Raw genomic sequence first — 21,704 nt, 5'->3', positions numbered from 1 at the left:
GCCCTCCCGAGCAAGCGCCCTGCATGCGGAACACGCGCTTTGCCCAGGCCAGGGCCCGCGCCAGGGGCTGGTTCAGCCCATCTCGCGCACGACGTTCATCGCCTCTTCCACGCGCTCCACGGCGTGGATGGTCAGCCCCTCAATGGGCTTCTTGGGCGCATTCGCCTTGGGCACCACGGCCACGCTGAACCCCAGCTTGGCGGCCTCCTTGAGCCGCTCCTGACCGCGCGGCGCGGGTCGCACCTCGCCCGCCAGGCCCACTTCGCCAAACGCCAGAAAGCCGCGCGGCAGGGCCTTGCCGCGCAGGCTGGAGGTGATGGCCAGCATGACGGCCAGATCGGCGGCGGGCTCGCTGATGCGTACACCGCCCACCGCGTTCACGAACACGTCCTGGTCCATGCAGGCCACACCCGCATGGCGGTGCAGCACAGCCAGCAGCATGGCCAGGCGGTCCTTGTCCAGGCCGACCGAAAGTCGCCGGGGACTGGGACCGCCGCTGTCCACCAGCGCCTGGATCTCCACCAGCAGCGGGCGTGTGCCCTCCAGCGTGACCATCACGCAACTGCCCGGCACAGGCTCGCTGTGCTGGCTCAGGAAGATGGCGCTGGGGTTGCTCACGCCCTTGAGGCCTTTTTCGGTCATGGCGAACACGCCGATCTCGTTGACCGCGCCAAAGCGGTTCTTGATGGCGCGCACCAGGCGGAACTGGCTGTGCGTATCGCCCTCGAAGTAGAGCACCGTGTCCACCATGTGCTCGAGCACGCGCGGACCGGCCAGCGCCCCTTCCTTGGTGACGTGGCCCACGAGCACGATGGCCACGCCCGAAGACTTGGCCGCGCGCGTGAGGTGGGCCGCGCATTCACGCACCTGGGCCACCGAGCCCGGCGCCGAGGTGAGCTGGTCCGAGTACACGGTCTGGATGGAGTCGATCACCGCCACCGCGGGTTGCATGGATTCGATGGTGGCCAGGATCTTGTCGAGCTGGATCTCGGCCAGCACATTGACCTGGCTGTGGTCCAGCCCCAGCCGGCGCGAGCGCAACGCCACCTGGGCGCCGCTTTCCTCGCCCGTCACGTACAGGGTGGGCAGACCGGCGCGCTGCAGCGCATCGAGCGCCTGCAGCAGCAAGGTGGACTTGCCGATGCCCGGGTCGCCGCCGATCAGCACCACGCCGCCTTCGACGATACCGCCGCCCAGCACCCGGTCGAGCTCGTCGATGCCGCTCGGTGTGCGCTCCACATCACTGGCCTCGATGGCCGACAGCGGCATCACCGCCTGGGCCTGGGCAAGGCCCGCGAACTGCGCACCGCTGTAGCGGTTCTTGCCCGGCCCGGCCTCGGCCACCTGCTCGATCAGCGTGTTCCAGGCGCCGCAGGCCGGGCACTTGCCCAGCCAGCGCGGGCTGGTGCCGCCGCATTCGGTGCAGGAGTAAACGGTCTTGTCTTTGGCCATGGCGTGGGATGGTGGAGCAGGAAGGGAGGCGGGCTGGTGACTATAGCGGCCGCAGCACGGGCCTGCAGCCCCGGCGCACAACCCGTACGATGGCGGCCTTGCACTTCGACGGACACGCACACCCATGCACACCCCCACCAACCCTTTCAAGCAGGCCATGGCCCAGGGCCGCGCGCAGATCGGCCTGTGGCTGGCCCTGGCCGACGCCTACAGCACGGAGATCCTGGCCGGCACCGGCTACGACTGGCTGCTGCTCGACGGCGAGCACGCCCCCAACGACCTGCGCTCACAGCTGCATCTGCTGCAGGCCGTGGCCAGCGCCAGCAGCGCCCTGCCCGCCGGCGTGCAGCCGCCCCACGCGATTGCGCGCGTGCCCGTGGGCGACACCGCACTGATCAAGCAGTACCTCGACATCGGCGCCACCACCTTGCTGGTGCCCATGGTGGACACGGCCGAACAGGCGCGCGACCTGGTGCGCGCCACACGCTACGCACCCGAGGGCGTGCGCGGCATGGGCAGTGCGCTGGCGCGATCGTCGCGCTGGCAGGCCTATCCGAACTACGTGCATGAGGCCAATGCCCAGGTGTGCCTGCTGGTGCAGGCCGAGACGGTGCAGGCCATGGACAACCTGGAGGCGATTTCCGCCGTCCCCGGTGTGGACGGCGTGTTCATCGGCCCGGCCGACCTGTCGGCATCGATGGGCCACCCGGGCAACCCCGGCCACCCAGACGTGCAAGCCGCCATCACCGAAGGCATCGCGCGCATCCTGCGCGCGGGCAAGGCGCCGGGCATCCTGGCCACCAACGAGGCGCAGGCCCGCCAGTGGCTGGCGGCGGGGGCCCTGTTTGTGGCCGTGGGAGTCGATACCATGCTGCTGGCCACTGCGGCCAGGCAACTGGTAGCGCGCTTTCGCACGGGGGAAGCCCCCGCGACCCGCCCGAACGGCTACTGAGCACGACAGAGAAAGAAAGCAAGGCAACGATGAAAGCATGTATCTACGGTGCCGGCGCCATTGGCGGCTGGATCGGCCTGGCGCTGGCCCAGGCGGGCAACGAGGTCAGCCTGGTGGCGCGCGGCGCCACGCTGGCGGCCCTTGAGGAGCACGGCCTGCGCCTGCGCCGCCCCGATGGGAGTGTGGTGCAGACGCCCGTGCAGACAAACGACAGCCCGGCCGCCCTGGGCGTGCAGGACCTGGTGGTGATTGCGGTGAAGGCGCCCGGCCTGCCCGAGGTGGCCCGCGCCCTGGCGCCGCTGATCGGCCCCCACACGGTGGTGCTGACGGCGATGAACGGCGTGCCCTGGTGGTTCCTCGACGGCTGCGGCGGCGCGGCCAGGGGGCGCACGCTGGAGTCGGTGGACCCCGGGGGAGCGATTGCCCGCGCCATCCCGGCCGGCCAGGTGCTGGGCAGCGTGGTGCATACCAGTTGCTCACTGGAGGCGCCGGGCTTCGTCAAGCAGCACTTCGGCAACCGGCTGATCGTGGGCGAGCCCGATGGCACCGCCAGCCCGCGGCTGCAGGCGCTGGCCGATGCACTGCAGCGCGGCGGCATCGACGTGGAGGTCTCCACGAACATCCAGAAGGACATCTGGTTCAAGCTCTGGGGCAACCTCACGGTGAACCCGATCAGCGCCCTCACCGGCGCCACCACCGACCGCATCCTGGACGACGAGCTGGTGCGCGGCTTCGTCTCGGCCGTGATGCTGGAGGCCAAGGCCATCGGCGAAAAGCTGGGCCTGCCCATCGACCAGCAGCCCGAGGACCGCCACGCCGTGACGCGCAAACTCGGCGCCTTCAAGACGTCCATGCTGCAGGACGTGGAGGCCGGCAAGCCCGTGGAGATCGACGCCCTGGTGGGCGCGGTGCATGAGCTGGGCCAGATCACCGATACACCGACCCCGCACACCGCCGCCCTGCTGGGCCTGGCGCGCCTGATGGCCCGCACCCGCGGTTTGTACTGATTTACTACTTCACCACGCAACCATGCTCAAGCTCTACTCCGCCCCCGGTACCTGCTCCCTCGCTGCGAACATCGCCCTGCACGAGGCCGACGCCGGCCATGAACTGGTGACACTGGACTTTGCCAACCAGCAGCAGCGCCGCCCCGAGTACCTGGCCATCAACCCCAAGGGCCGCGTGCCCGCGCTGGTCACGGAGCACGGCGTGCTGTCTGAAACGGTGGCCCTGCTGCTCTATATCGCCCAGCGCTTTCCCGCGGCCAAGCTGGCGCCGCTGGACGATCCCTTCGCGCTCGCGCGCATGCAAGAGTTCAACAGCTACCTGGCGTCCACCGTGCATGTGAACCATGCCCATGGCCGCCGTGCCGGGCGCTGGGCCGATGATGCGGCGGCCATTGCCGACATGCAGCGCAAGGTGCCGCAGACCATGACCGAGAGCTTCACACTCATCGAGGACCACTACCTGCAAGGCCCCTGGGTGCTGGGCGATGCCTATTCGGTGGCCGATGCCTACCTGTTCACCATCGCCTCGTGGCTCAAGTCGGATGGCGTGGACATTGCGCTGTTTCCCAAGGTGGCTGCGCACACCACGCGTATGCTGGAGCGCCCCGCCGTCCAACGCGCGCTGGCCTGATGAAAGAAGGCCCTCGCAGCCTGAATGGCTGCGAAGGCCTTTTCTGGTCAACCCGGCGCCGTCAGTTGACCTTCAGGATGCGCCAGTCGACGCGGTTGTCGGCTCGGTGCAAGATGTCCACCTTTTGCGTGGCCGCCCAGGGGATGATCTGGTTGTACAGCGGGATGTGCGAGATCAGCTCGTGGTCGGCGATCAGGGCTTTCTCGATAAGGCCGTTGCGCGTGGCGGTGTCGGTTTCCTTCTTGATGCGCTCGATCAGCGCGTCCTGCTGCGGGTTCGAAAAGCGGCCGAGGTTGAAGTTGCCGTCACCGCCGGCACCGCTGGAGCGGATCAGCGACTGCAGCGAGTAGAAGGCGTCAAACGTCGGCACGCCCCAGCCCAGCAGGTAGATGCTGGCCTCGTTGCGCTGGATCATCGGGAAGTAGGTGGCAAACGGCAGCGAGCGCAGCTTGGCCTTGATGCCGACCTTGGCCCACTGGGCGGTGATGGCCTGGCACAGCTGCTCGTCGTTGATGTAGCGGCCCGCACTGCAGGCGAAGTCCACCTCGAAGCCCTGCGGGTAGCCGGCTTCGGCCAGCAGCTTCTGCGCGGCGGCGGGGTCGAAGGGCCAGCGCGCGTCGGCCTTGGGCGTCCAGCCGTTGACCTGGCGCGCGATGATCGCGCCCGTGGGCTGGGCCAGACCGCGCAACACCACGCGCTGGATGGCGCTGATGTCGATGGCCTGGTAGAGCGCCTTGCGCACGCGCACGTCCTTGAGCGGATTCTTGCCCTTGACGTCGGAGCCCGGCAGCTCTTCGCGGAACTGGTCCAGGCCGAGGAAGATGGTGCGGTTCTCGGCCCCATCGAGCACCTTGAGGCCCGGCGTCTGGCGCACGCGCGGCAGGTCCTGCAGGCCCGGGTCGAGCACGAAGTCCAGCTCGCCCGAGAGCAGTGCGGCCGTGCGCGTGGCATCGGACTTGATCGGGGTGTAAACGATCTGCGTCACGTTGCCGCCGTACTTGCCCTTGCCCCACCAGGTGGGGTTGGCCTTGAGCACCAGGCGCTGGTCGGGCGTCCACGACTCGAGCACGAAGGGACCGGTGCCCAGCGCATTGCGGTGCGAGAAGGGCTCGTCCTTGGTCTTGATGTCCTTGGGGGTCGTGGCATGGTTCTTTTCGGCCCAGGCCTTGCTCAGGATGCGCAGTTCGGTGAGCTGGTTCACGAGCACCGGGTTGGGCACGTCCGAGAAGATGTCGATGGTGTGGGCATCCACCTTTTCCACGCGGTCGATGCCCTGGGTGTAGACCGCGAAGTTGGAGGTCTTGGCCTTGGCGCGCTCGAGCGAGAACTTGGCGTCGTCGGCCGTGAAATCGCTGCCATCGCTGAACTTGACGCCCTTGCGCAGGGTCAGGCGCAGCTGCGTGGGGCTCACGCGCTTCCACTCGGTGGCCAGCGAGGGCTCGGGCTTGAAGGTCTTGCTGTTGTATTCGACCAGGGTGTCGTACACCGAGGCATGCAGCGTGTTGTTCACGCCCACGTTCTGGGCATGGATGTCCCAGGAGGACAGGTCTGTGGAACGCGACCAGCGGAAGGTGCTGGCATGGCTGGCCAGGGGCAGCGCACCGGCCAGCGCAGCCGCCAGCAAGAGGGATTGGAATCGCATGAAAGGTAGGCCTGTACAGAAAGTCTTAGTGCGCTGCACTATGGACCGGGCCGCCCTCCAAGCGAACGAATTTCTCGTTGTAACCTTATGCGCCGCGCCCCCGGGGCGCCTGCCGGGTTTCAAGGCAGCAGCAACCCCACGGCCAGTGCGACCATCATGGCCGCGACCACGGCATCGAGCACGCGCCAGGCATGGGGCGATGCGAACAGCGGTGCCAGCCAGCGTGCCCCCCAGCCCAGCGAGGCAAACCACACCAGGCTGGCCAGGCTGGCGCCAGCCGCAAAGCCCATGCGCAGCGAAGGTGGGTAGGGGCTGGCGATGGCCCCCAGCAGCAGCACCGTGTCCAGGTACACATGGGGGTTGAGCCAGGTGAAGGCCATGGCGGTGAGCACCACGGGCTGCCATCCGGCTGGCGCTGTACCGTCGGTTGCTACCTGCATCGCGGCGGGCTTCCAGGCCCGCAGCAAGGCGCGCGCCGCATAGGCCAGCAGAAAGGCCGCGCCAAGCCAGCGAGCGGCCACCAGCAGCGTGGGGTGTGCCTGTACGGCCGACCCCAGCCCCCACACGCCGGCCTGCACCAGGATGGCGTCGGACAGCGCGCACACGAGCACCACGGGCAACACATGCTCACGCCGCAGGCCCTGGCGCAGCACGAAGGCGTTCTGTGCGCCGATGGCGATGATGAGGATGGCGGTCGAGGAAAAGCCGTTGGCGAAGGCCGAGGAAAGGTTCATGGGCCCGATGGTGCCCACGCCGGTATGGAAAGAAAAGCTATACTTTTTTGCTACCCGTAAGCAAAGCTGAATGCACCTCGACACCGCCCAATTGGCCGCCCTGGCCGCCGTTCTGGAAGAAGGCAGCTTCGAACGCGCCGCGCTGGCCTTGCACGTCACGCGCTCGGCCGTGTCCCAGCGTGTCAAGCTGCTCGAAGAGCGCGTGGGCCAGGTGCTGGTCCGCCGCGCCGCGCCCTGCACCCCTACCGAAGCCGGCCAGGCCCTGCTGCGCCATGCCCAGCAGATGGCGCTGAGCGAGGCCGATGCCCTGCGCAGCATTGCGGGCAGCAGCGCCGGTCTGGCTCCGGTGCGGCTGGCACTGGGGGTGAATGCCGATTCGCTGGCCTCGTGGTTCGTGGACGCCATGGCCCAGGCCGCGGAGCCAGGCGAAGGGTTGGCTCCACCCATTACCTTCGACATCCATGTCGAGGACCAGGACCATTCTTCCGATCTGCTGCGCCAAGGCCGCGTGATGGCGGCCGTTACCGCCGACCCGCAGCCCGTGCAGGGCTGCCAGGTGGTACGCCTGGGCACCATGCGCTACCGGGCGCTGGCCAGCCCCGCGTTCATGGACCGCCACTTCGCCCACGGCGTGACGGCGGCGGCACTGGCCCAGGCCCCGGTGCTGGTCTTCAACCGCAAGGACGCCCTGCAGGAGCGCTTCATGCGCCGCATCGCGCGGCGCGCTCTGGCGCCGCCGGTGCATTGGCTGCCCTCGTCCCAGGGCTTCGTCGCTGCATCGCTCGCCGGCCTGGGCTGGGGCATGAACCCCGACCAACTGGCACGCGAGGCCATCGACGATGGCCGCCTGGTGGAACTGGTGCCCGGCAAGCCCGTGGACGTGGCCCTGCACTGGCAGTTCTGGCGCCTGAACGTGCAGGCGCTGCAGCGCATGACGCAGGCGGTGCAGCAGGCCGCGACCGCGTCCCTGCTACCGTGACCGCAGGGGATCAGGCCGGCAGGTCTTCGTGGTGGTCGGCCACGCCCTTCTTCCAATAGGCAGCGATGCGCATGCGCTTGGGGTTCACGCCCGGCTTGGCCAGCACCACCTTGCGCAGGGCCGCCATGTCGGCGTGCTCGCCGGCCGCCCAGATATAGCCATCACCTTCGGGGATGCTCAGCGCCTGGGCCGCCTCCGGCAGCGAGGCCACCCACTGCAGGTCGAGTTGCGCGGCGCTGGCCAGGGGCCGCTGGTCGGCAGGGTTGCGCACCTGGATGCGCACGGTCGCCGCGGCCTCGGCCGGCAGCTCGGCCAGGCGGCGCACGATGGCGGGCACGGCAGTCTCGTCGCCCAGCAGCCAGTGCCACGCAAACGCCGTGGGCACCACCATGCTGCCGCGCGGCCCGGCCACGCCCACCCAGTGGCCCACGGCCGCGGCGGCGGCCCAGTCCGATGCGGGGCCGGCATCGTGCAGGGCCACCTCGATATCGAGCTCGCCGCGCGCCGCATCGTAGTGCGCGGGGGTGTAGTCGCGCAGCACGGGACGTGGCTCGGCCATCACCGGGCGGCCATCCTGCACCGTAGGCAGCGAGGCGCGCTCCTGGCCCGGGTGCGGCAGGATGAGTTTGATGTGGTCGTCGAAACCTGCGCTCACGAAGTCGGCCAGGTCCGGCCCACCCAGGGTAAGGCGCACAAAGCCCGGGCTGACCTCGGTGCGGCGCAGCACCTGCGCATGGCGCGCCTTCAGGGGGTGGCGGACACGGGTGATGGCCAGGGCGTCGGCCGGCGCGGCGGTGGAGAGAGTTTCAGTGCTCATAAATTACAATGTTGTTGATTCAATCAACCAAATCATCCGCCAACAAGTTGACTTTGTCAACCGGTTGGTTTTTGCCATGCACCGCAACCGCCCTCCCGCCGATGTCTTCGAAGCGATGCACGACCTGATGCATGTGTACCGCGCGCACATGGTGCGGGCCATGGCGGCCATCCACCCCGACCTGACGATGAACGAGGTGCGCGCGCTGGGCTTCATCGGCCGCCATCCGGGCGCGACGCAAAAGGACTTGGTGCGCCACAGCGGCGCCGACAAGGCCCAGGTGGCGCGCATGGTGGCCCAACTGGCCGAACGCGGCTGGATCACCAGCCACCCCAACCCCGAGGACGGCCGCAGCCGCATCCTGGCGCTGAGCCCCGAAGGCCAGACCCTGCAGGAGACGGTGCGCGGCCTGCGCCAGACCATGTCGGCCCGGCTGCTCGCCGGCTGCGATGCCGCCACCCAGGCACAGTTGTTGTCGCTGCTCGACAAACTGCGCGGCGAGCTGGACGCCTTGCCTGCGTGTGGACAGCGGGGCTGACGCTGGCGTCAAGGCGATCCAAACCCTTTACATGCAGGAGATTCGCCTGGGCGGCCACAGCGGCTTCCAAGCCATCGTTGCACCAGCCCGTAAAACTTTACGTGCAATCGTTAAAATTTGCGTGTAACTTCGAGCTTTCGCGGCCCCGGCGCCGCTGGCACAGCCTGCCCGCAAGGGCGGCAAGAAAGGTTTGGCAAGTGGGCGCGTCAACGGCGAAGCAGCAGCAGGCACTCGCGTTGCGTCCTGCGACGGAGCAGGACGCCGCATTCCTGTGCGCCCTGTACCGCTCGGTGCGCGAGCCGGAGTTGCAGACCATCGGCTGGCCGGACGCGCAGATCGAAGCCTTCTGCGAAATGCAGCACCGGTTTCGCACGGCGGGCTATGGACACTACCTGCCCCCTGTGGAAACGACGCTGGTGCTGTGGGAGGGCAACCCTGCCGGAATGCTCGCGGTGTGCCGCACTGCGGAACGCTGGGTGCTGGTGAACATCGAGCTGCTTCCCTCCGCACGGGGCAAGGGGATTGGAGCCGAGCTGATTGCCCGGCTCCAGCAGGACGCCAAGGCAGCCGGCGTGGGTCTGCGGCTGCAGGCCGCCAGCGCCAGCCCGGTGGTGCGCCTGTACGAGCGCTGCGGTTTTGCGAGCGTGGCCGATGACGGGATGGTGCGACAGATGGAATGGCCGCATGGCAAGCCACGGCGGGCATCCCCGAGGAAGCCCGGCAATCGTGGCACGAGCGAACAACAGACAGTGGACTGATTGAACCAGGAACAACGACCCATGGAATTCGAAGACACCGCGCCTTTGGCCCCACAGGCCCCGGAATCCGAAAGCCGCCGCCGGTTTGTGGCCGGCGCCGGGGTAGTGGCGGTTGCCGCTGCCCTGGGCGCTCCAGGGCTTGCAGGTGCGGCCCCCTCCTCGCCCCCGGGCACAAGTACCACCATGGGCACGGGCCGCCGCACGCTGCGGGTCGGCATGCTGCTGCCTGAAGGGCGCGCCTACCCCCTGCTCGGCGCACAACTGATGGACGGCGCCCAGGCGTTTGCGCAGCAGCAGACCGACGGGCCGCAACTGCGCTTCACACCGGTCACCTACGGAAACCGCGCTAGCCAGGCGCAACGTGCCGCAGAGGATCTGCTGGCGGCCGGGCAGGTGGATGTGCTGGCCGGCTTCGTCGACACCGGTGCGCTGGCCGCCCCGTGGGAGCCCCTGCTGGAGCGCTACCAGGTACCCCTGCTCGTGGGTGACACCGGTGCCAATGCGCTCAACCCTCAGACGCGCTCGCCCTGGGTGGTGCACAACAGCCTGGGCTACTGGCAAGCCGCCTGGGCGGCGGGCCGCTGGGCCGCCAAGGCGCTCGGCCCGCGCGCCATCGTGGCCGTCGGCCCGGCGGACAGCGGCTTTGACCACCTGCCCGCCTTCGAACGCGGTTTTGCCTCTGCCGGTGGCCGGGTGCAGGCCACGGTCTTCACCCGCGCGGCCGATGGCACCAGCCAATTGGACGCGCTAGCGCGCCTGGTGCGCCAGACACGACCCGATTTCGTGTTTGCGCTGGACTCCGGCGCGCGGGCGGCGGCCTTTGGGCAGTTCTGGACCCAGTCGGGCATTGCCAGCCAGGTGCCCCTGGTGGCGGGGGGCATGCTCGCGGAAACCATGGCGGCGGCCCACCAGCCCGCCTCGGTCATGCCGATCTGGGCCGCGCGCGCCTGGCGACCGCAGGCCGACGGCCCCAGCAGCGTTGCGGCCCTGCACGGCACGCACCAGCCCACGCCATTTCATCTGCTGGGGCATGAACTGGCCCAGCGCCTGCACGCTGCAGCCGCAGCCCCATCGAGTTCCCGTGGACTGCCGCTGGCCCAGGCCATGGAAGCCGCTGTGCTGCAGACGCCACGCGGACAAGTACGCCTGGATGCGATCTCTGGAGAAACGATGGCTGCTGCCTACTTGCACGGCCTGCACCTGCCGCAGGCCCTTTCCACGGTGACGCTGCCTTCCGTGCCGATGGCATCGTGCCAAGGGCTCTGCGAAGTGCTGTACAGCCGGGTCACGGGTCCCTACCTCGTGGCGTGATGGCATTCAAGATCAGATCAAGAACTCCTCAGAAAGCGACTGACGATGTCCGAACCATTCCTTGGCGAAATCAGCATGTTTGCCGGCAATTTTGCCCCCCGGGGCTGGGCCTTTTGCCAGGGGCAAATCCTGTCCATTGCGCAAAACAACGCTCTTTTCGCCCTGCTGGGTACCACCTACGGCGGCAATGGGCAAACAACGTTTGCCCTGCCTGACCTGCGTGGCCGTGCACCCGTACACTTTGGTCAGCTCTCTGGAGGGGCCTCCTATACCCAGGGGCAATCTGCGGGCGCAGAAGTCGTTACCTTGACCGAGGCCCAGATCCCCGCCCACAACCACACCCTGGCGGTGGGAGCCACGGGAACCCAGGCCTCGCCGTCGGGAGGCTTGCCCGGAACCACCCCGGCGCGCGACTTCCGTTACTCCGACGCGGCGACAGACGCCACGTTGCATCCGGGCACCATTTGGTCCGCCAACGCACAGCCGCACGAGAACCTTTCACCCGTGCTGGCACTGAACTTCATCATCGCGCTGGAAGGCATCTTCCCGTCGCGCAATTGAGCCAGAGGTACCCATGGCCGAACCACTTCTCGGAGAAATCCGCCACTTCGCTTTCAATTTCGCGCCCCGAGGCTGGATGGCCTGCCAGGGCCAGATACTGAGCATTGCGCAGAACACGGCCCTTTTTTCCATACTGGGCACCACCTATGGTGGCAATGGCCAGACCACTTTCGCACTGCCCAACCTGGCAGGGCGCACCCCGATCCAGCCAGGCCAGGGGCCTGGACTGAGCCCGTATGTCCTGGGCGAAGAACAGGGCACGGTGAGTGTGACTTTGACCGCTGCGCATATACCGCCACACGCCCACCTCGTATCTGCCGTGGCCGCCCTTGGTACCAAGGACACACCTGCCGGAAACTCCCTGGCGCAATCGAGCATCCGCAGCGATCTGTACGCAGCCGCACCGGATACGGCAATGTCCTCTATCGCAGTGAATGCTGCCGGCGGCGGTCAGCCGCACAACAACATGCCGCCCTACTTGGCGGTCGGTTTTTGCATCGCGACGGAAGGCATCTTCCCGTCCCGCAACTGAACGCGTCGCGCAGCCACACCATTGGAACACCCATGTCTGAACCCTTTCTCGGCGAAATCCGCATGTGCGGCTTCAACTATGCACCACGCGGCTGGGCACTGTGCAATGGGCAGGTGCTGTCCATCGCACAACACACGGCCTTGTTCTCCTTGATCGGCACCTACTACGGAGGCAATGGACAGACCACGTTTGCCCTGCCCGACCTGCGCGGACGGCGCGCCATCGGGACCGGCACAGGCGCGGGCGGCAACTACACGCATGGACAGGTGGGCGGAGCCGAGAGCCACACGCTGACCCTTTCGGAGCTGGCGATCCACAGCCATACCTTCATGGCATCCAGCACCTCGGGCGACCGGCCCTCGCCAAGCGGCAACGTACTTGCAGTCTCAACGGTGGATTCGCCCTACTCCACCAGCAGCAATGGAGCCCCGGCCGAGCCGGTCTCCATTGGCGGAAATGCCGCGCCCACCGCGCATAACAACCTCCCACCGTTTTTGGTCGTGAACTTCGTGATAGCGCTGGAAGGCGTTTTCCCGTCCCGCAACTGATCTCCACGAAAACAACAAACAGGGCGCCGAGGCGCCGCAAGGCCTGCGGGCCAACCAAGGAGTTGATTTCATGCAACGATGGATCCAAACCCTGAGACCAACCCGGTGGTTAGGCCTGGGGATGCTGCTACTGACACTGGGGTTGAGTAGCCACGTGCATTCGGCCATCGTCACTGTGGACACTTTGGGTGACGCGGCCGGAGCGACGGGATGTACCCTGCGCAAAGCGATTGTCAACACGAATGCCCAGAGTGGCATCTCTGCGGGATGCGACGCCGCCACTGCCGGCAGCAACGAAATCCGTTTCGCCACCGCCGCGCAAACCATTGTCCTGGAACCGGCGAGGGGGCCGCTGGTGATTGAGAAGTCCGTGACTATCACCGGTAACGGCAGCGCATCCACGAGCATTTCGGGTGCCAACGGTGTGCGTGTGCTCGACATAGTCCCATCGGGAGGCGCCGTCGTTTTCTCCATGAGTGGGCTGACAGTGCTCAGCGGCAAAGCCCTGCCCGCCAGCGGCATGAGCAATGCGGGCGGGCTGTTCATCCCGGTGGGCTCCAGCGCCACACTGAGCAACTGCGCCTTTCGCAACAACAGCGCCCTGTCGAGCGGGGGCGCCATCGAAAACCGCGGCGCCTTGACCGTCAATGCCTGTACCTTCGCGGGCAACACGGCGGCCGGTGAAGGCGGCGCCATCCGCAACATCGGCACGATGTCGGTGGGCACCTCTCTCTTCAACAGCAATACGGCTGACCGGGGCGGCGCGGTGTGGGTCAACCGCACTGCCATCACCACCATCGACCTCATCAGTTCGAGGTTCGGGGGCAACACAGGCGGAAGCACCGGAGGCACCGTGGTCCTGGACAGTTCGGTGATGAACGCCGCGAACAGCAACGCGACGCTGAACACAACAGGCAGTTCCTCCCAGGTGCAGGCCTATCCCGAGGTGCCACCCGCCATCACCATCCAGCCCACCGTCCCCGTCACCGTAGGCAGTGCCGCCACACTGTCCGTCACATTGACTGGCAGCAGTGGCACGCCCTCGGGCACCGTAAACCTGCTGTCCGGCGGGGCCGCCATCACGGGCTGCTCCAATCTGGCGCTGAACGGCAGTGGCACAGCCAGCTGCAACCCGACGACGCTGGAAATGGGCGTGCATACCATCACAGCCTACTACCCAGGTGACAGCGTCTATACGGCAGAAACCTCTTCCGGCGTGGCTCAGGTGGTCAACGGCTCCACCAACCAAGACACCAAGCAAGTCACCGTGACCGGCCCGCAAAACGCCGAAGTATGGGTAGAGGGTGCCAGCAATGGGACCATCGACGCCACCGGCAAGCTGACCGTCACACTGAATACACCAGCCCCGGATGGTGCCAAGAATTTCCTGGTCGAAACCAAGACCGCAGGCGGAGGCAGTACGCTGGTCAGCGGCACGCTCACGATCACGCGCGACGGCACACCGCCGGTGTTTTCCAACATCCTGCCGACCGACGGCGGCTTCCTGGGTGCCAGCAGCACGGTCGGCTACACGCTAAGCGAAGATCTGGTGGCCGGTGCGACCATCGTTTTTGAGCGCACCGACGCAGTCGCCGCCAACCAGACCTGCACGCTGCAGGGCACGGCGCTGAATGCAGGCCCTCAGCAGATCGGCTACGCGCAGAACGCCAATGGCTGCGCATCGGCCATCACGCTAGCCAGCGACGCGACCTACACGATCAAGTTCAGCGGCACGGACAAGGCTGGCAATGCATCGGCAACGCCGACCCAGGCCACCGGCGTGGTCTATGAGACAACGGCCCCCACCGCCCAGTTGACCCTGCCGACCAGTTCCACCAGCCTGACGCTCCCGGTGGGCGCGGCAGCCTTCAACGGCAGCACGGATGCAGGCTCGGGCATCGCCGCCGCAGGCTACTGCCTGCAGGAAAGCAATGTGCCAGCCGACTGCAACAACAAATGGGGCGCAGTGCCGACGAGCTATCAATTCGCCTCGGATGGCAACAAGACGCTGTACGGCTTCGTCAAGGACAATGCAGGCAATATTTCTGCCGGCACGCCCGCCGCTACGGCCAGCGTTCAGGTGGATTCGAGTGTGCCGACAGCTCCCACCTTGGCAACAACGCCCACCTACGCCATCGGCAACTCCACGGCGCTGACGGTCCAGAGCGCCGAGAATGGGCTCCAGGTCTGGGTCGGCAACACCAACACGAACCAGGTCATCGCAGGCGGCACGGCCAGCATCACCATCGACACCAGCGGTATCGCCAATGGCCAGCAAACCACCTTCCGGATCACGCTGCGCGATGCTGCGGGCAATGTGAGCGCGGAACTGGTACTGCCCCTGACGCGCGACAGCACCGCTCCGGTATTCAGCGCGACGACTCCGGCGAACAACGCCGCCATCAATGCCAACGCCACGCTGGGCTTCACGCTTAGCAAAACCGTGACCAGTGCATACATCACTGCGACCCGAACGGGCGGCATTGCCGACAGTTCGTCGCCCCGCACCTGTACCCTGCAAGGCACTGCCCTCCAAGCCGGGACCCATGCGGTGACGCTGACTACGGACGCCAACGGCTGCACTGCCCTGCTGGGCCTGGTCGATGGTGCGATCTACACCTTCGCGTTTGACGCGACCGATGCGGCCACCAACCCCGCCGTGACGGCTTCCATCACCGGCGTGACCTACGACACCAGTGCCCCACTGGCGCCGGTGGTGACCAGCCCTGCCAACAACGCATCGGCCGAAGGCAGCTCGGTGGTCATCAGCGGCACGGCAGAGGTCGGCAGCCGGGTGGAGGTCTACGAAGGCGCCACCCTGCTGGGCAGCGCCACGGCCACGGGCGGCAACTTCTCGGTCACGTTGGCAGGCCTGGGCTTCGCGGCGCACAGCTTCACGCTCAAGGCCGTGGATGCGGCTGGCAACGAGAGCGCCAATACCGCGCTGACCTATACGGCAGTGGTGCCCAGCAACCCCGGCGGTCCGTCAACCCCCACCCCTCCCACCGGTCCGATCGTGACCCAAGGCAGTGCGACCGTGACGCCAGGCTCTCCCATCACCGTGGGCGGCAGCGTCCAGGTCACCGCATCGCCAGGCAGCACGATCACGCTCAACCCGCAATCGGGCGGCTCCACCATCACCCTGCCTCCCGCAGGCAGCGGCGGTACCCCGGCGCCCGTGACCCTGGTGATCGGCGGCCAGACCTTCAGCATCCAGCCCCAGGCCGATACAGCCACGGTGCTCAGCGTGGTCACGCTGATCGGCGCCAATGGCCAGCCCCAGGTGGCCCTGGTGCTCAACCCATCGACCTCGGGCGACTCGCAGGTCACGCTCAGCGGCACGGTGAGCCAGGGCACGGTCGTGGCCTTGCTGTCCACCAGCACGGGCAACCTGCCCCTGACCGCCCAGGGCGATGGCGTGGTGTCGGTCACGCTCATCACCACCCCGCGCGCTGCTGCGGGCACGCCGCAGTCGTGGAGCGTGTTCGTGCGCACGGGCCGCGTGGCACTGCCACCGGCTGCCAGTGGGGCTGCCGCCGTGACGGTGTACAGCGGCGAGGTGGCACGGCTGGACGGCGCGGGCAAGGTGCAGAGCGTGCGCCTGGGCACCGTGGCCGGCAACGGCCTGGGCGACCCGGTGCAGCGCGGCGACCTGCCGGCCGGCATCAACGCCAACGTGGGCTTCGTGCGCCTGGCGGGCGTGCCGACCCGCACTGGCGGCAGCACGCCGCTGGAGGCCCTGGTCAACAACGGCCTGCGCACCGTCGGCATCACCAGCGCGGCGCAGTCCGCGGATGGCAGTGTCACCTGGAGCCTGGGCGGCGTGAGCTTCCCCGTGGTGCCGCTGGAAGTGCGCGTGGTGCCCGGCCGCGCCGATGGCGCCAGCGTGGCGGATGATGGCAGCATCGAGGTGGCCACGGCCGGCCTGGTGACCCGTTTCGGCCCGGCCCTGCAGTCCCTGCCCGCCATGGGCCAGGCCCTGACGGCACTGGGCGCAACGACGGTGATGCAACCCAATGGCGCCCTGCGCGTCTCCCTGGGCACCACCGTCTTCCACATGCGCGCGCAGTGGCTGCCAATGGGCCGCACGGGCAATGCCCCGGGCTTCGTCTTCAGCAGCACGACCGGCCTGGTCTTCACGGATGCGAATGGCGTGAGCCAGGCGCTGCAGGGCGACGTGGCCGACTACGAGGGCCTCACCAGCCTGCTGCAGGCGGTCCTGGGTACGACCACCATCCTGCGCACCGGCCTGGACCTGCAGACCGAGCTGATCGTGGGCAGCCAGCGCTTCCAGCTGGTTGCCGACCTGGCCCTGCTGCCAGCAGGCACCGGACCGGCCGACAGCAACTGGTGGTTCGAGGGCGGCAAGCTCTTCGTGCGCTACCCCGGTGGACTGGTACAGGGCTTTACCGTAACGGCACGCTGAGCGCACCCGCAAGGACCCGGTCCAACCGCGCAAAGCGGGGGGCGCCCAAGGCGCCCCCCGCCTTTTTTTGGGGCTAGACGGAACAGTGGCAGCTGGACGGCCCGAACCTGTACCGGTGGGGTGAACGTGCACCCGACAGGCGCAGCGCTCAGCGCGCCTTCACGCCCGATTGCATGGCCCGCACCGCTTCGGGCAGCGAATTCACATGCGGCAGGAAGTGGTCGATGGCCGCACCCAGGGCCACGGCGCACACCACGGCACCGAACATGGGTTTCCAGGTCAGGCGCACGGCGGCGCTGAGCCAGCCTTCGCGTTCCACGCCCATGGCGGCGCGCGCCGTCACCACCGAAAAGGCCAGCTCCACCGCCACGGTGAGCAGCACGTCCCAGCCGAAGAACAGCATGGCCAGCGCACCCGCGCCGAAGACGATGGCCGCGCCGATGAGGAAGATGGCCACGATGGGGATGACCACCACCGCACCCTCGTCGGCGCCCGACACCGCGTCGGCCGCGCCGCTGGCCAGATCGCCCAGGCCGGAACCCGCATCCGACAGGCCGGAGCCGAAGTCACCCGAGCCGCTGCTGGTGTGGACCGTGCCGCCCGAGCGCGGCATGGGCATGCCCTGCCCGCCCCCTCCACGCCAGGAGACGGCGTCGAGCGCCATGTCCGCCACATCCCCGGCGGCCTCGACCGCGTCCCCGGCGCCGCTGTCGGAATCGTCGTCATCGCGCTGCACCAGGCGGGCCGCCCACAGGCGCAGCACCAGCAGGTACCCGATGTAGCCCACCGACAGGGTGATGAGGTAGCGCAGCGCCAGCGTTTCCATGCCCAGCAGCATCTGCACATGCGAGGCACACCACATGATGAGCAGCGTGAAGCCGCCGATCAGAAAGCCGTGCAAGCGCAGGCTGTAGCGTTGCTGCAGGGTGCTCGCCAGCTGGTGCTGGGGCTGCATGCGCACGGAGCGCCAGTTCGAGGTCTTTTTACGGGAACTGCTGCGCTTGTTGTCGGCCATGGGTGGCACTCCTGTCAGAGCGGATGGTCAGGCGCGCAGCGTACCCCATCCCACCAGCTTCACGGCGTTGCCCACGGGGCAAACCGTGAACAGATGCTCACTCCACGGCAACGGGCACACGCTGGGCCAACGCACACATCAGCTCCCAGGACACGGTACCTGCCGGTTGGGCCACTTCATCGATGGTCAGCACGGCCCCGTTGCTGGCGCGGCCCCAGAGCGTGACCTCGCTGCCGAAACCGATGTCCGTGCCCAGCGCCATGCCCGACTGCAGCAGCGGCGTCAGGTCCACGGTGACCATGTCCATGCTCACCCGGCCCACGATGCGCGTGCGCATGCCGTTGACCAGCACCGGCGTGCCGGTGGGGCAGTGGCGGGGATAGCCATCGCCATAGCCGCAGGCGGCCACACCGATGGTCAGCGGCCCCTCGGCGGTGAAACTCGAACCGTAGCCCACGGTGTCGCCCGTCTGCAGCTGCTGCACGGCGAGCAGCTTCGTGGACAAGGTCATGGTGGGCGCCAGCCCCCAGTGGCCGGCCGTATTTTCTGGGTGATCGGGCGCGTTGCCGTACAGCACGATGCCCGCGCGCACCCAGTCGGCGCGCACACCCGCGTCGTTGCTGTGGCGCAGTGTGGCGGCACTGTTGGAGAGTGTGCGCTCACCCGGCAGGTCTGCGGCGGCGGTGTTGAACGCGGCCATCTGGTGGGCGATGCCGCGCGGGCCGTCGGCGTCGCTGAAATGGGTCATGAACGAGATCTCGTCCACCTGAGGAAGCGCGTTGAGCCGTGCCCAGGCGGCGCGGTAGCGCTGGGGCGTGAAGCCCAGGCGGTTCATGCCCGAGTTCATCTTGAGGAACACGCGGTGCGGTACCTGGGTCTTGTGGGTGGCCAGCATGTCGATCTGCTCGTCGCAATGCACGGCATGCCAGAGCCCCAGGCGCGAGCACAGCTCCAGGTCGCGCAGTTCGAACACGCCTTCGAGCAGCAGGATGGGCCCCCGCCAGCCCAGCTGGCGCACGCGCTCGGCTTCGGCCAGGTCCAGCAGGGCAAAGCCGTCGGCCCCGCGCAAGCCCTCGTACGCCCGCTCGATGCCATGGCCATAGGCATTGGACTTGACCACGGCCCAGACCTTGGCGTCGGGAACGCTGCGGCGCACGCGCTCCAGGTTGTGGTGCAGGGCGGCGGTGTGGATGGTGGCTTGTATCGGGCGGGGCATGGGGTTTGACCGGGTGGGATGTCCAGGATTCTGGCACCGGGGCCGTTTACCCGCGTGATATAACCATCTGTCGGCCAACAGGCTCCCCATATTTAACAGGGCATCAGTCCAACTGATGCAGCACCAGCCATTCGATGAAGCGCGGTTTCTACACCATCATGTCGGCGCAGTTTTTCAGCTCGCTGGCCGACAATGCGCTGTTCGTGGCCGCTGTCGAACTCCTCCGTTCGGAAGGTGCTCCCGAGTGGCAGCGTGCCGCACTGGTGCCCATGTTCGCGCTGTTCTACGTGGTGCTGGCGCCCTTCGTGGGCGCTTTTGCCGACGCCCTGCCCAAGGGCAAGGTGATGTTCGTGAGCAATGCCATCAAGGTGGTGGGCTGCCTGATGATGCTGTTCGGCTCGCACCCGCTGATCGCCTATGCGGTGGTCGGGCTCGGCGCTGCGGCCTACTCGCCGGCCAAGTACGGCATCCTGACCGAACTGCTGCCCGCCTCGCAGCTGGTCAAGGCCAATGGCTGGATCGAAGGACTCACCATCGCCTCGATCATCCTCGGGGTGCTGCTGGGCGGGCAGCTCGTGGGGCACAACCTCTCGGGCATGATGCTCAACATCGACATCCCGATGATCGACACGGGCGTGGACACCCCCGCCGAGTCGGCCATCGCCGGGTTGATCCTGATCTACGCACTGGCGGCCTGGTTCAACACCCGCATCCCGCACACCGGCGTGGAAATGCGCCCCATGCGCGCCGACCCGTCGCGCAGCATCCTGGCCAACACCATGGCGCTGCTGCCCGACTTCTGGGCCTGCAACAACCGCCTGTGGCGCGACAAGCTGGGCCAGATCTCGCTGGCCACCACCACCCTGTTCTGGGGCGCGGGCGGCAACCTCAAGTTCATCGTGCTGGCCTGGGCCGGTGTGGCCCTGGGCTACAACACCACGCAGGCCTCGGCCCTCACAGGCGTGGTCGCCATCGGCACGGCCGTGGGCGCGGTGGTGGCCTCCATGCGCATGCGGCTCGATATGGCCACCCGCGTCATCCCGCTGGGCATCGCCATGGGCCTGTTGCTGATACTGATGGTCTTCATCAAGAACATCTGGCTGGCCATTCCCTTCCTGATCCTGCTGGGCGGCCTGGGCGGCTACCTGGTCGTGCCCATGAATGCGCTGCTGCAGCACCGCGGCCACAACCTGATGGGCGCCGGCCGCTCCATCGCCGTGCAGAACTTCAACGAGCAGGCCTGCATCCTGGCGCTGGGCGCCTTCTACAGCCTGTCGCTCAAGTTCGGCCTGTCGGTGTTCGGAGCGATCACCATCTTCGGCCTGGTGGTCGCGGGCATCATGTGGATCATCCGCCGCTGGCACCAGCGCAACTGCGTGAACCACCGCGAAGAGGTCGAGCACCTGCTGCACATCGCCCGCCAGGACGCGCACCACTAGGCTCCCCCTGAGGCGCTGCGCGCCATCCCCCTGAGGGGGACGCCACCCGTGCGGCGGGGCGGCCCTTGCACGGTGGCACTGGCATGGGCGCGCCATCGCACAGTTCGCGCCGCAAACGGCTACCATGGCTTCTTGATCCACCGAGGAGCCCTGCATGCCCGACAGCATCTACGATTTCGAAGCCCAGCAGATGGATGGCCAGAGCGTGCCGCTCGCGCAGTACCAGGGCAAGGTGATGCTCATCGTCAACACGGCCAGTGCCTGCGGGTTCACGCCGCAGTTCGGCGGGCTTGAAGAGCTGCACAAGGCGTATGGCGACAAGGGGCTGGTGGTGCTGGGCTTTCCCTGCAACCAGTTCGGCAGCCAGGACCCGGGCAGTAATGACGAGATCGCCAGCTTCTGCCAGCTCAACTACGGCGTGAGCTTTCCGATGATGGCCAAGATCGACGTCAACGGGGCCAACGCATCGCCCCTGTACCAATGGCTCAGCGCAGAGGCCCCGGGCCTTCTGGGCAGCAAGGCCATCAAGTGGAATTTCACCAAGTTCCTGGTGGGCAAGGACGGCAAGGTGATCCGCCGCTATGCGCCCCAGGATGCGCCCAAGAAGCTGGCCGGAGACATCGAAGCCGCCTTGGCCTGATGGGCTACTGCGCCTGCCAGCGGCAGAGCACGCGCTCGCGGCCCGTGGCCGGATGGCGGTCGTGCTCCCGCTCCTGCAGGCCGCAGCGCGCATAGAAGCGGCGCGCCCGCAGGTTGCTGCTGGCCACATGCAGCGACCAGCCCTGCGGGCAGAGCGTACACACCCGGGCCACCAGGGCAGCGCCGATGCCGCCCCCTTGCATGCCGGGCTCGACGAACAGCTGGTGCAGGTGGGCCGCCTCCACGTCCAGCACCAGGAACGCCGCGATGGTTTCCTGGCGCTCACCGACCAGCGCAAGGCAGGGTGGCCCCCATTCAGCCTGCACCCGCGCCAGCCAATGCGCCAGGGGCGCCACCTCGGCCACCGAAGGATTGGCCGAGGCCCAGGCGCGGCGCCACAGGGCGGCCAGCACCGGGGCATCCGCCTCGGTCGCGGGCCGCAGCGCTGAAAGTCCGGCAAGGTCCGGTGGGGTGGATTCCATGGGTGTGGGATGGCCAGTATCGCGG

General features: G+C 67.6%; 19 protein-coding genes and 1 pseudogene. 13 read left to right on the top strand and 7 right to left on the bottom strand.

The window, feature by feature from the left end; translation table 11 throughout:
- Positions 1-72: 72 nt before the first annotated feature.
- Complete coding sequence (gene radA, locus AC0IZS_RS10205; RefSeq protein WP_471635535.1) at positions 73-1,452, bottom strand: DNA repair protein RadA; 1,380 nt, start codon at positions 1,450-1,452, stop codon at positions 73-75.
- 124 nt (positions 1,453-1,576) lie between these two features.
- On the opposite strand from radA, the gene AC0IZS_RS10200 reads away from it, so the two are divergent.
- From AC0IZS_RS10200 to AC0IZS_RS10190, 3 genes are read left to right on the top strand one after another with little or no spacing between them, the layout of a single operon-like run.
- On the top strand, positions 1,577-2,404 hold the full coding sequence (locus AC0IZS_RS10200; protein WP_471635534.1) for an aldolase/citrate lyase family protein: 828 nt from the start codon (positions 1,577-1,579) through the stop codon (positions 2,402-2,404).
- Between the two features lie 29 nt (positions 2,405-2,433).
- A complete protein-coding gene (locus AC0IZS_RS10195; RefSeq protein WP_471635533.1) occupies positions 2,434-3,411 on the top strand; it encodes a 2-dehydropantoate 2-reductase in 978 nt (325 codons plus the stop codon).
- A gap of 22 nt (positions 3,412-3,433) precedes the next feature.
- Entirely contained in the window at positions 3,434-4,042 is a 609-nt protein-coding gene (locus tag AC0IZS_RS10190) for a glutathione S-transferase family protein (protein ID WP_471635532.1), read from the top strand.
- A gap of 61 nt (positions 4,043-4,103) precedes the next feature.
- Here AC0IZS_RS10190 and AC0IZS_RS10185 read toward each other — a convergent pair whose 3' ends face one another.
- Positions 4,104-5,684, bottom strand: a complete 1,581-nt coding sequence (locus AC0IZS_RS10185; protein WP_471635531.1) for an ABC transporter substrate-binding protein — start codon at positions 5,682-5,684, stop codon at positions 4,104-4,106.
- A 119-nt stretch (positions 5,685-5,803) separates the two neighbouring features.
- On the bottom strand, positions 5,804-6,418 hold the full coding sequence (locus AC0IZS_RS10180) for a LysE/ArgO family amino acid transporter (protein ID WP_471635530.1): 615 nt from the start codon (positions 6,416-6,418) through the stop codon (positions 5,804-5,806).
- Between the two features lie 70 nt (positions 6,419-6,488).
- On the opposite strand from AC0IZS_RS10180, the gene AC0IZS_RS10175 reads away from it, so the two are divergent.
- Complete coding sequence (locus AC0IZS_RS10175; protein ID WP_471635529.1) at positions 6,489-7,397, top strand: LysR family transcriptional regulator ArgP; 909 nt, start codon at positions 6,489-6,491, stop codon at positions 7,395-7,397.
- Positions 7,398-7,407: 10 nt separating this feature from the next.
- Here AC0IZS_RS10175 and AC0IZS_RS10170 read toward each other — a convergent pair whose 3' ends face one another.
- Positions 7,408-8,214: a siderophore-interacting protein gene (locus AC0IZS_RS10170; protein WP_471635528.1), complete on the bottom strand. Its 807-nt coding sequence runs from the start codon at positions 8,212-8,214 to the stop codon at positions 7,408-7,410.
- Between the two features lie 76 nt (positions 8,215-8,290).
- Between AC0IZS_RS10170 and AC0IZS_RS10165 the strand changes: the two genes are divergently transcribed.
- From AC0IZS_RS10165 to AC0IZS_RS10135, 7 genes and pseudogenes are all read left to right on the top strand, one after another.
- Entirely contained in the window at positions 8,291-8,752 is a 462-nt protein-coding gene (locus AC0IZS_RS10165; protein WP_471635527.1) for a MarR family winged helix-turn-helix transcriptional regulator, read from the top strand.
- A 236-nt stretch (positions 8,753-8,988) separates the two neighbouring features.
- Positions 8,989-9,510 carry a GNAT family N-acetyltransferase gene (locus AC0IZS_RS10160; RefSeq protein WP_471635526.1) on the top strand — a complete coding sequence of 174 codons (522 nt, stop codon included), beginning with the start codon at positions 8,989-8,991 and terminating at the stop codon, positions 9,508-9,510.
- Positions 9,511-9,531: 21 nt separating this feature from the next.
- Entirely contained in the window at positions 9,532-10,821 is a 1,290-nt protein-coding gene (locus tag AC0IZS_RS10155) for an ABC transporter substrate-binding protein (protein WP_471635525.1), read from the top strand.
- A gap of 45 nt (positions 10,822-10,866) precedes the next feature.
- Positions 10,867-11,382, top strand: a complete 516-nt coding sequence (locus AC0IZS_RS10150; protein WP_471635524.1) for a phage tail protein — start codon at positions 10,867-10,869, stop codon at positions 11,380-11,382.
- A gap of 13 nt (positions 11,383-11,395) precedes the next feature.
- On the top strand, positions 11,396-11,914 hold the full coding sequence (locus AC0IZS_RS10145; protein WP_471635523.1) for a phage tail protein: 519 nt from the start codon (positions 11,396-11,398) through the stop codon (positions 11,912-11,914).
- Positions 11,915-11,946: 32 nt separating this feature from the next.
- Complete coding sequence (locus tag AC0IZS_RS10140) at positions 11,947-12,462, top strand: phage tail protein (RefSeq protein WP_471635522.1); 516 nt, start codon at positions 11,947-11,949, stop codon at positions 12,460-12,462.
- A 70-nt stretch (positions 12,463-12,532) separates the two neighbouring features.
- Positions 12,533-15,403 (top strand): annotated as a pseudogene (locus AC0IZS_RS10135) (beta strand repeat-containing protein); the annotation flags it as partial.
- A 1,633-nt stretch (positions 15,404-17,036) separates the two neighbouring features.
- On the opposite strand, the gene AC0IZS_RS10130 reads toward AC0IZS_RS10135, so the two are convergent.
- Entirely contained in the window at positions 17,037-17,903 is an 867-nt protein-coding gene (locus AC0IZS_RS10130; protein WP_471635521.1) for a hypothetical protein, read from the bottom strand.
- A gap of 97 nt (positions 17,904-18,000) precedes the next feature.
- Positions 18,001-19,119 (bottom strand): alanine racemase, encoded by a 1,119-nt coding sequence (gene alr / locus AC0IZS_RS10125; protein WP_471635520.1) that lies wholly within the window; start codon positions 19,117-19,119, stop codon positions 18,001-18,003.
- 134 nt (positions 19,120-19,253) lie between these two features.
- Between alr and lplT the strand changes: the two genes are divergently transcribed.
- Positions 19,254-20,558, top strand: coding sequence for a lysophospholipid transporter LplT (lplT, locus tag AC0IZS_RS10120; protein ID WP_471635519.1), 1,305 nt, complete (start codon positions 19,254-19,256; stop codon positions 20,556-20,558).
- Between the two features lie 154 nt (positions 20,559-20,712).
- Positions 20,713-21,198, top strand: coding sequence for a glutathione peroxidase (locus tag AC0IZS_RS10115; RefSeq protein ID WP_471635518.1), 486 nt, complete (start codon positions 20,713-20,715; stop codon positions 21,196-21,198).
- 4 nt (positions 21,199-21,202) lie between these two features.
- Here the strand turns inward: AC0IZS_RS10115 and AC0IZS_RS10110 are convergent, their stop codons facing one another.
- Positions 21,203-21,679 (bottom strand): GNAT family N-acetyltransferase, encoded by a 477-nt coding sequence (locus AC0IZS_RS10110; RefSeq protein WP_471635517.1) that lies wholly within the window; start codon positions 21,677-21,679, stop codon positions 21,203-21,205.
- Positions 21,680-21,704 lie beyond the last annotated feature (25 nt).

The organism is Acidovorax sp. AC410 (assembly GCF_979253235.1).
This window is presented reverse-complemented; position numbering and strand designations above follow the sequence as displayed.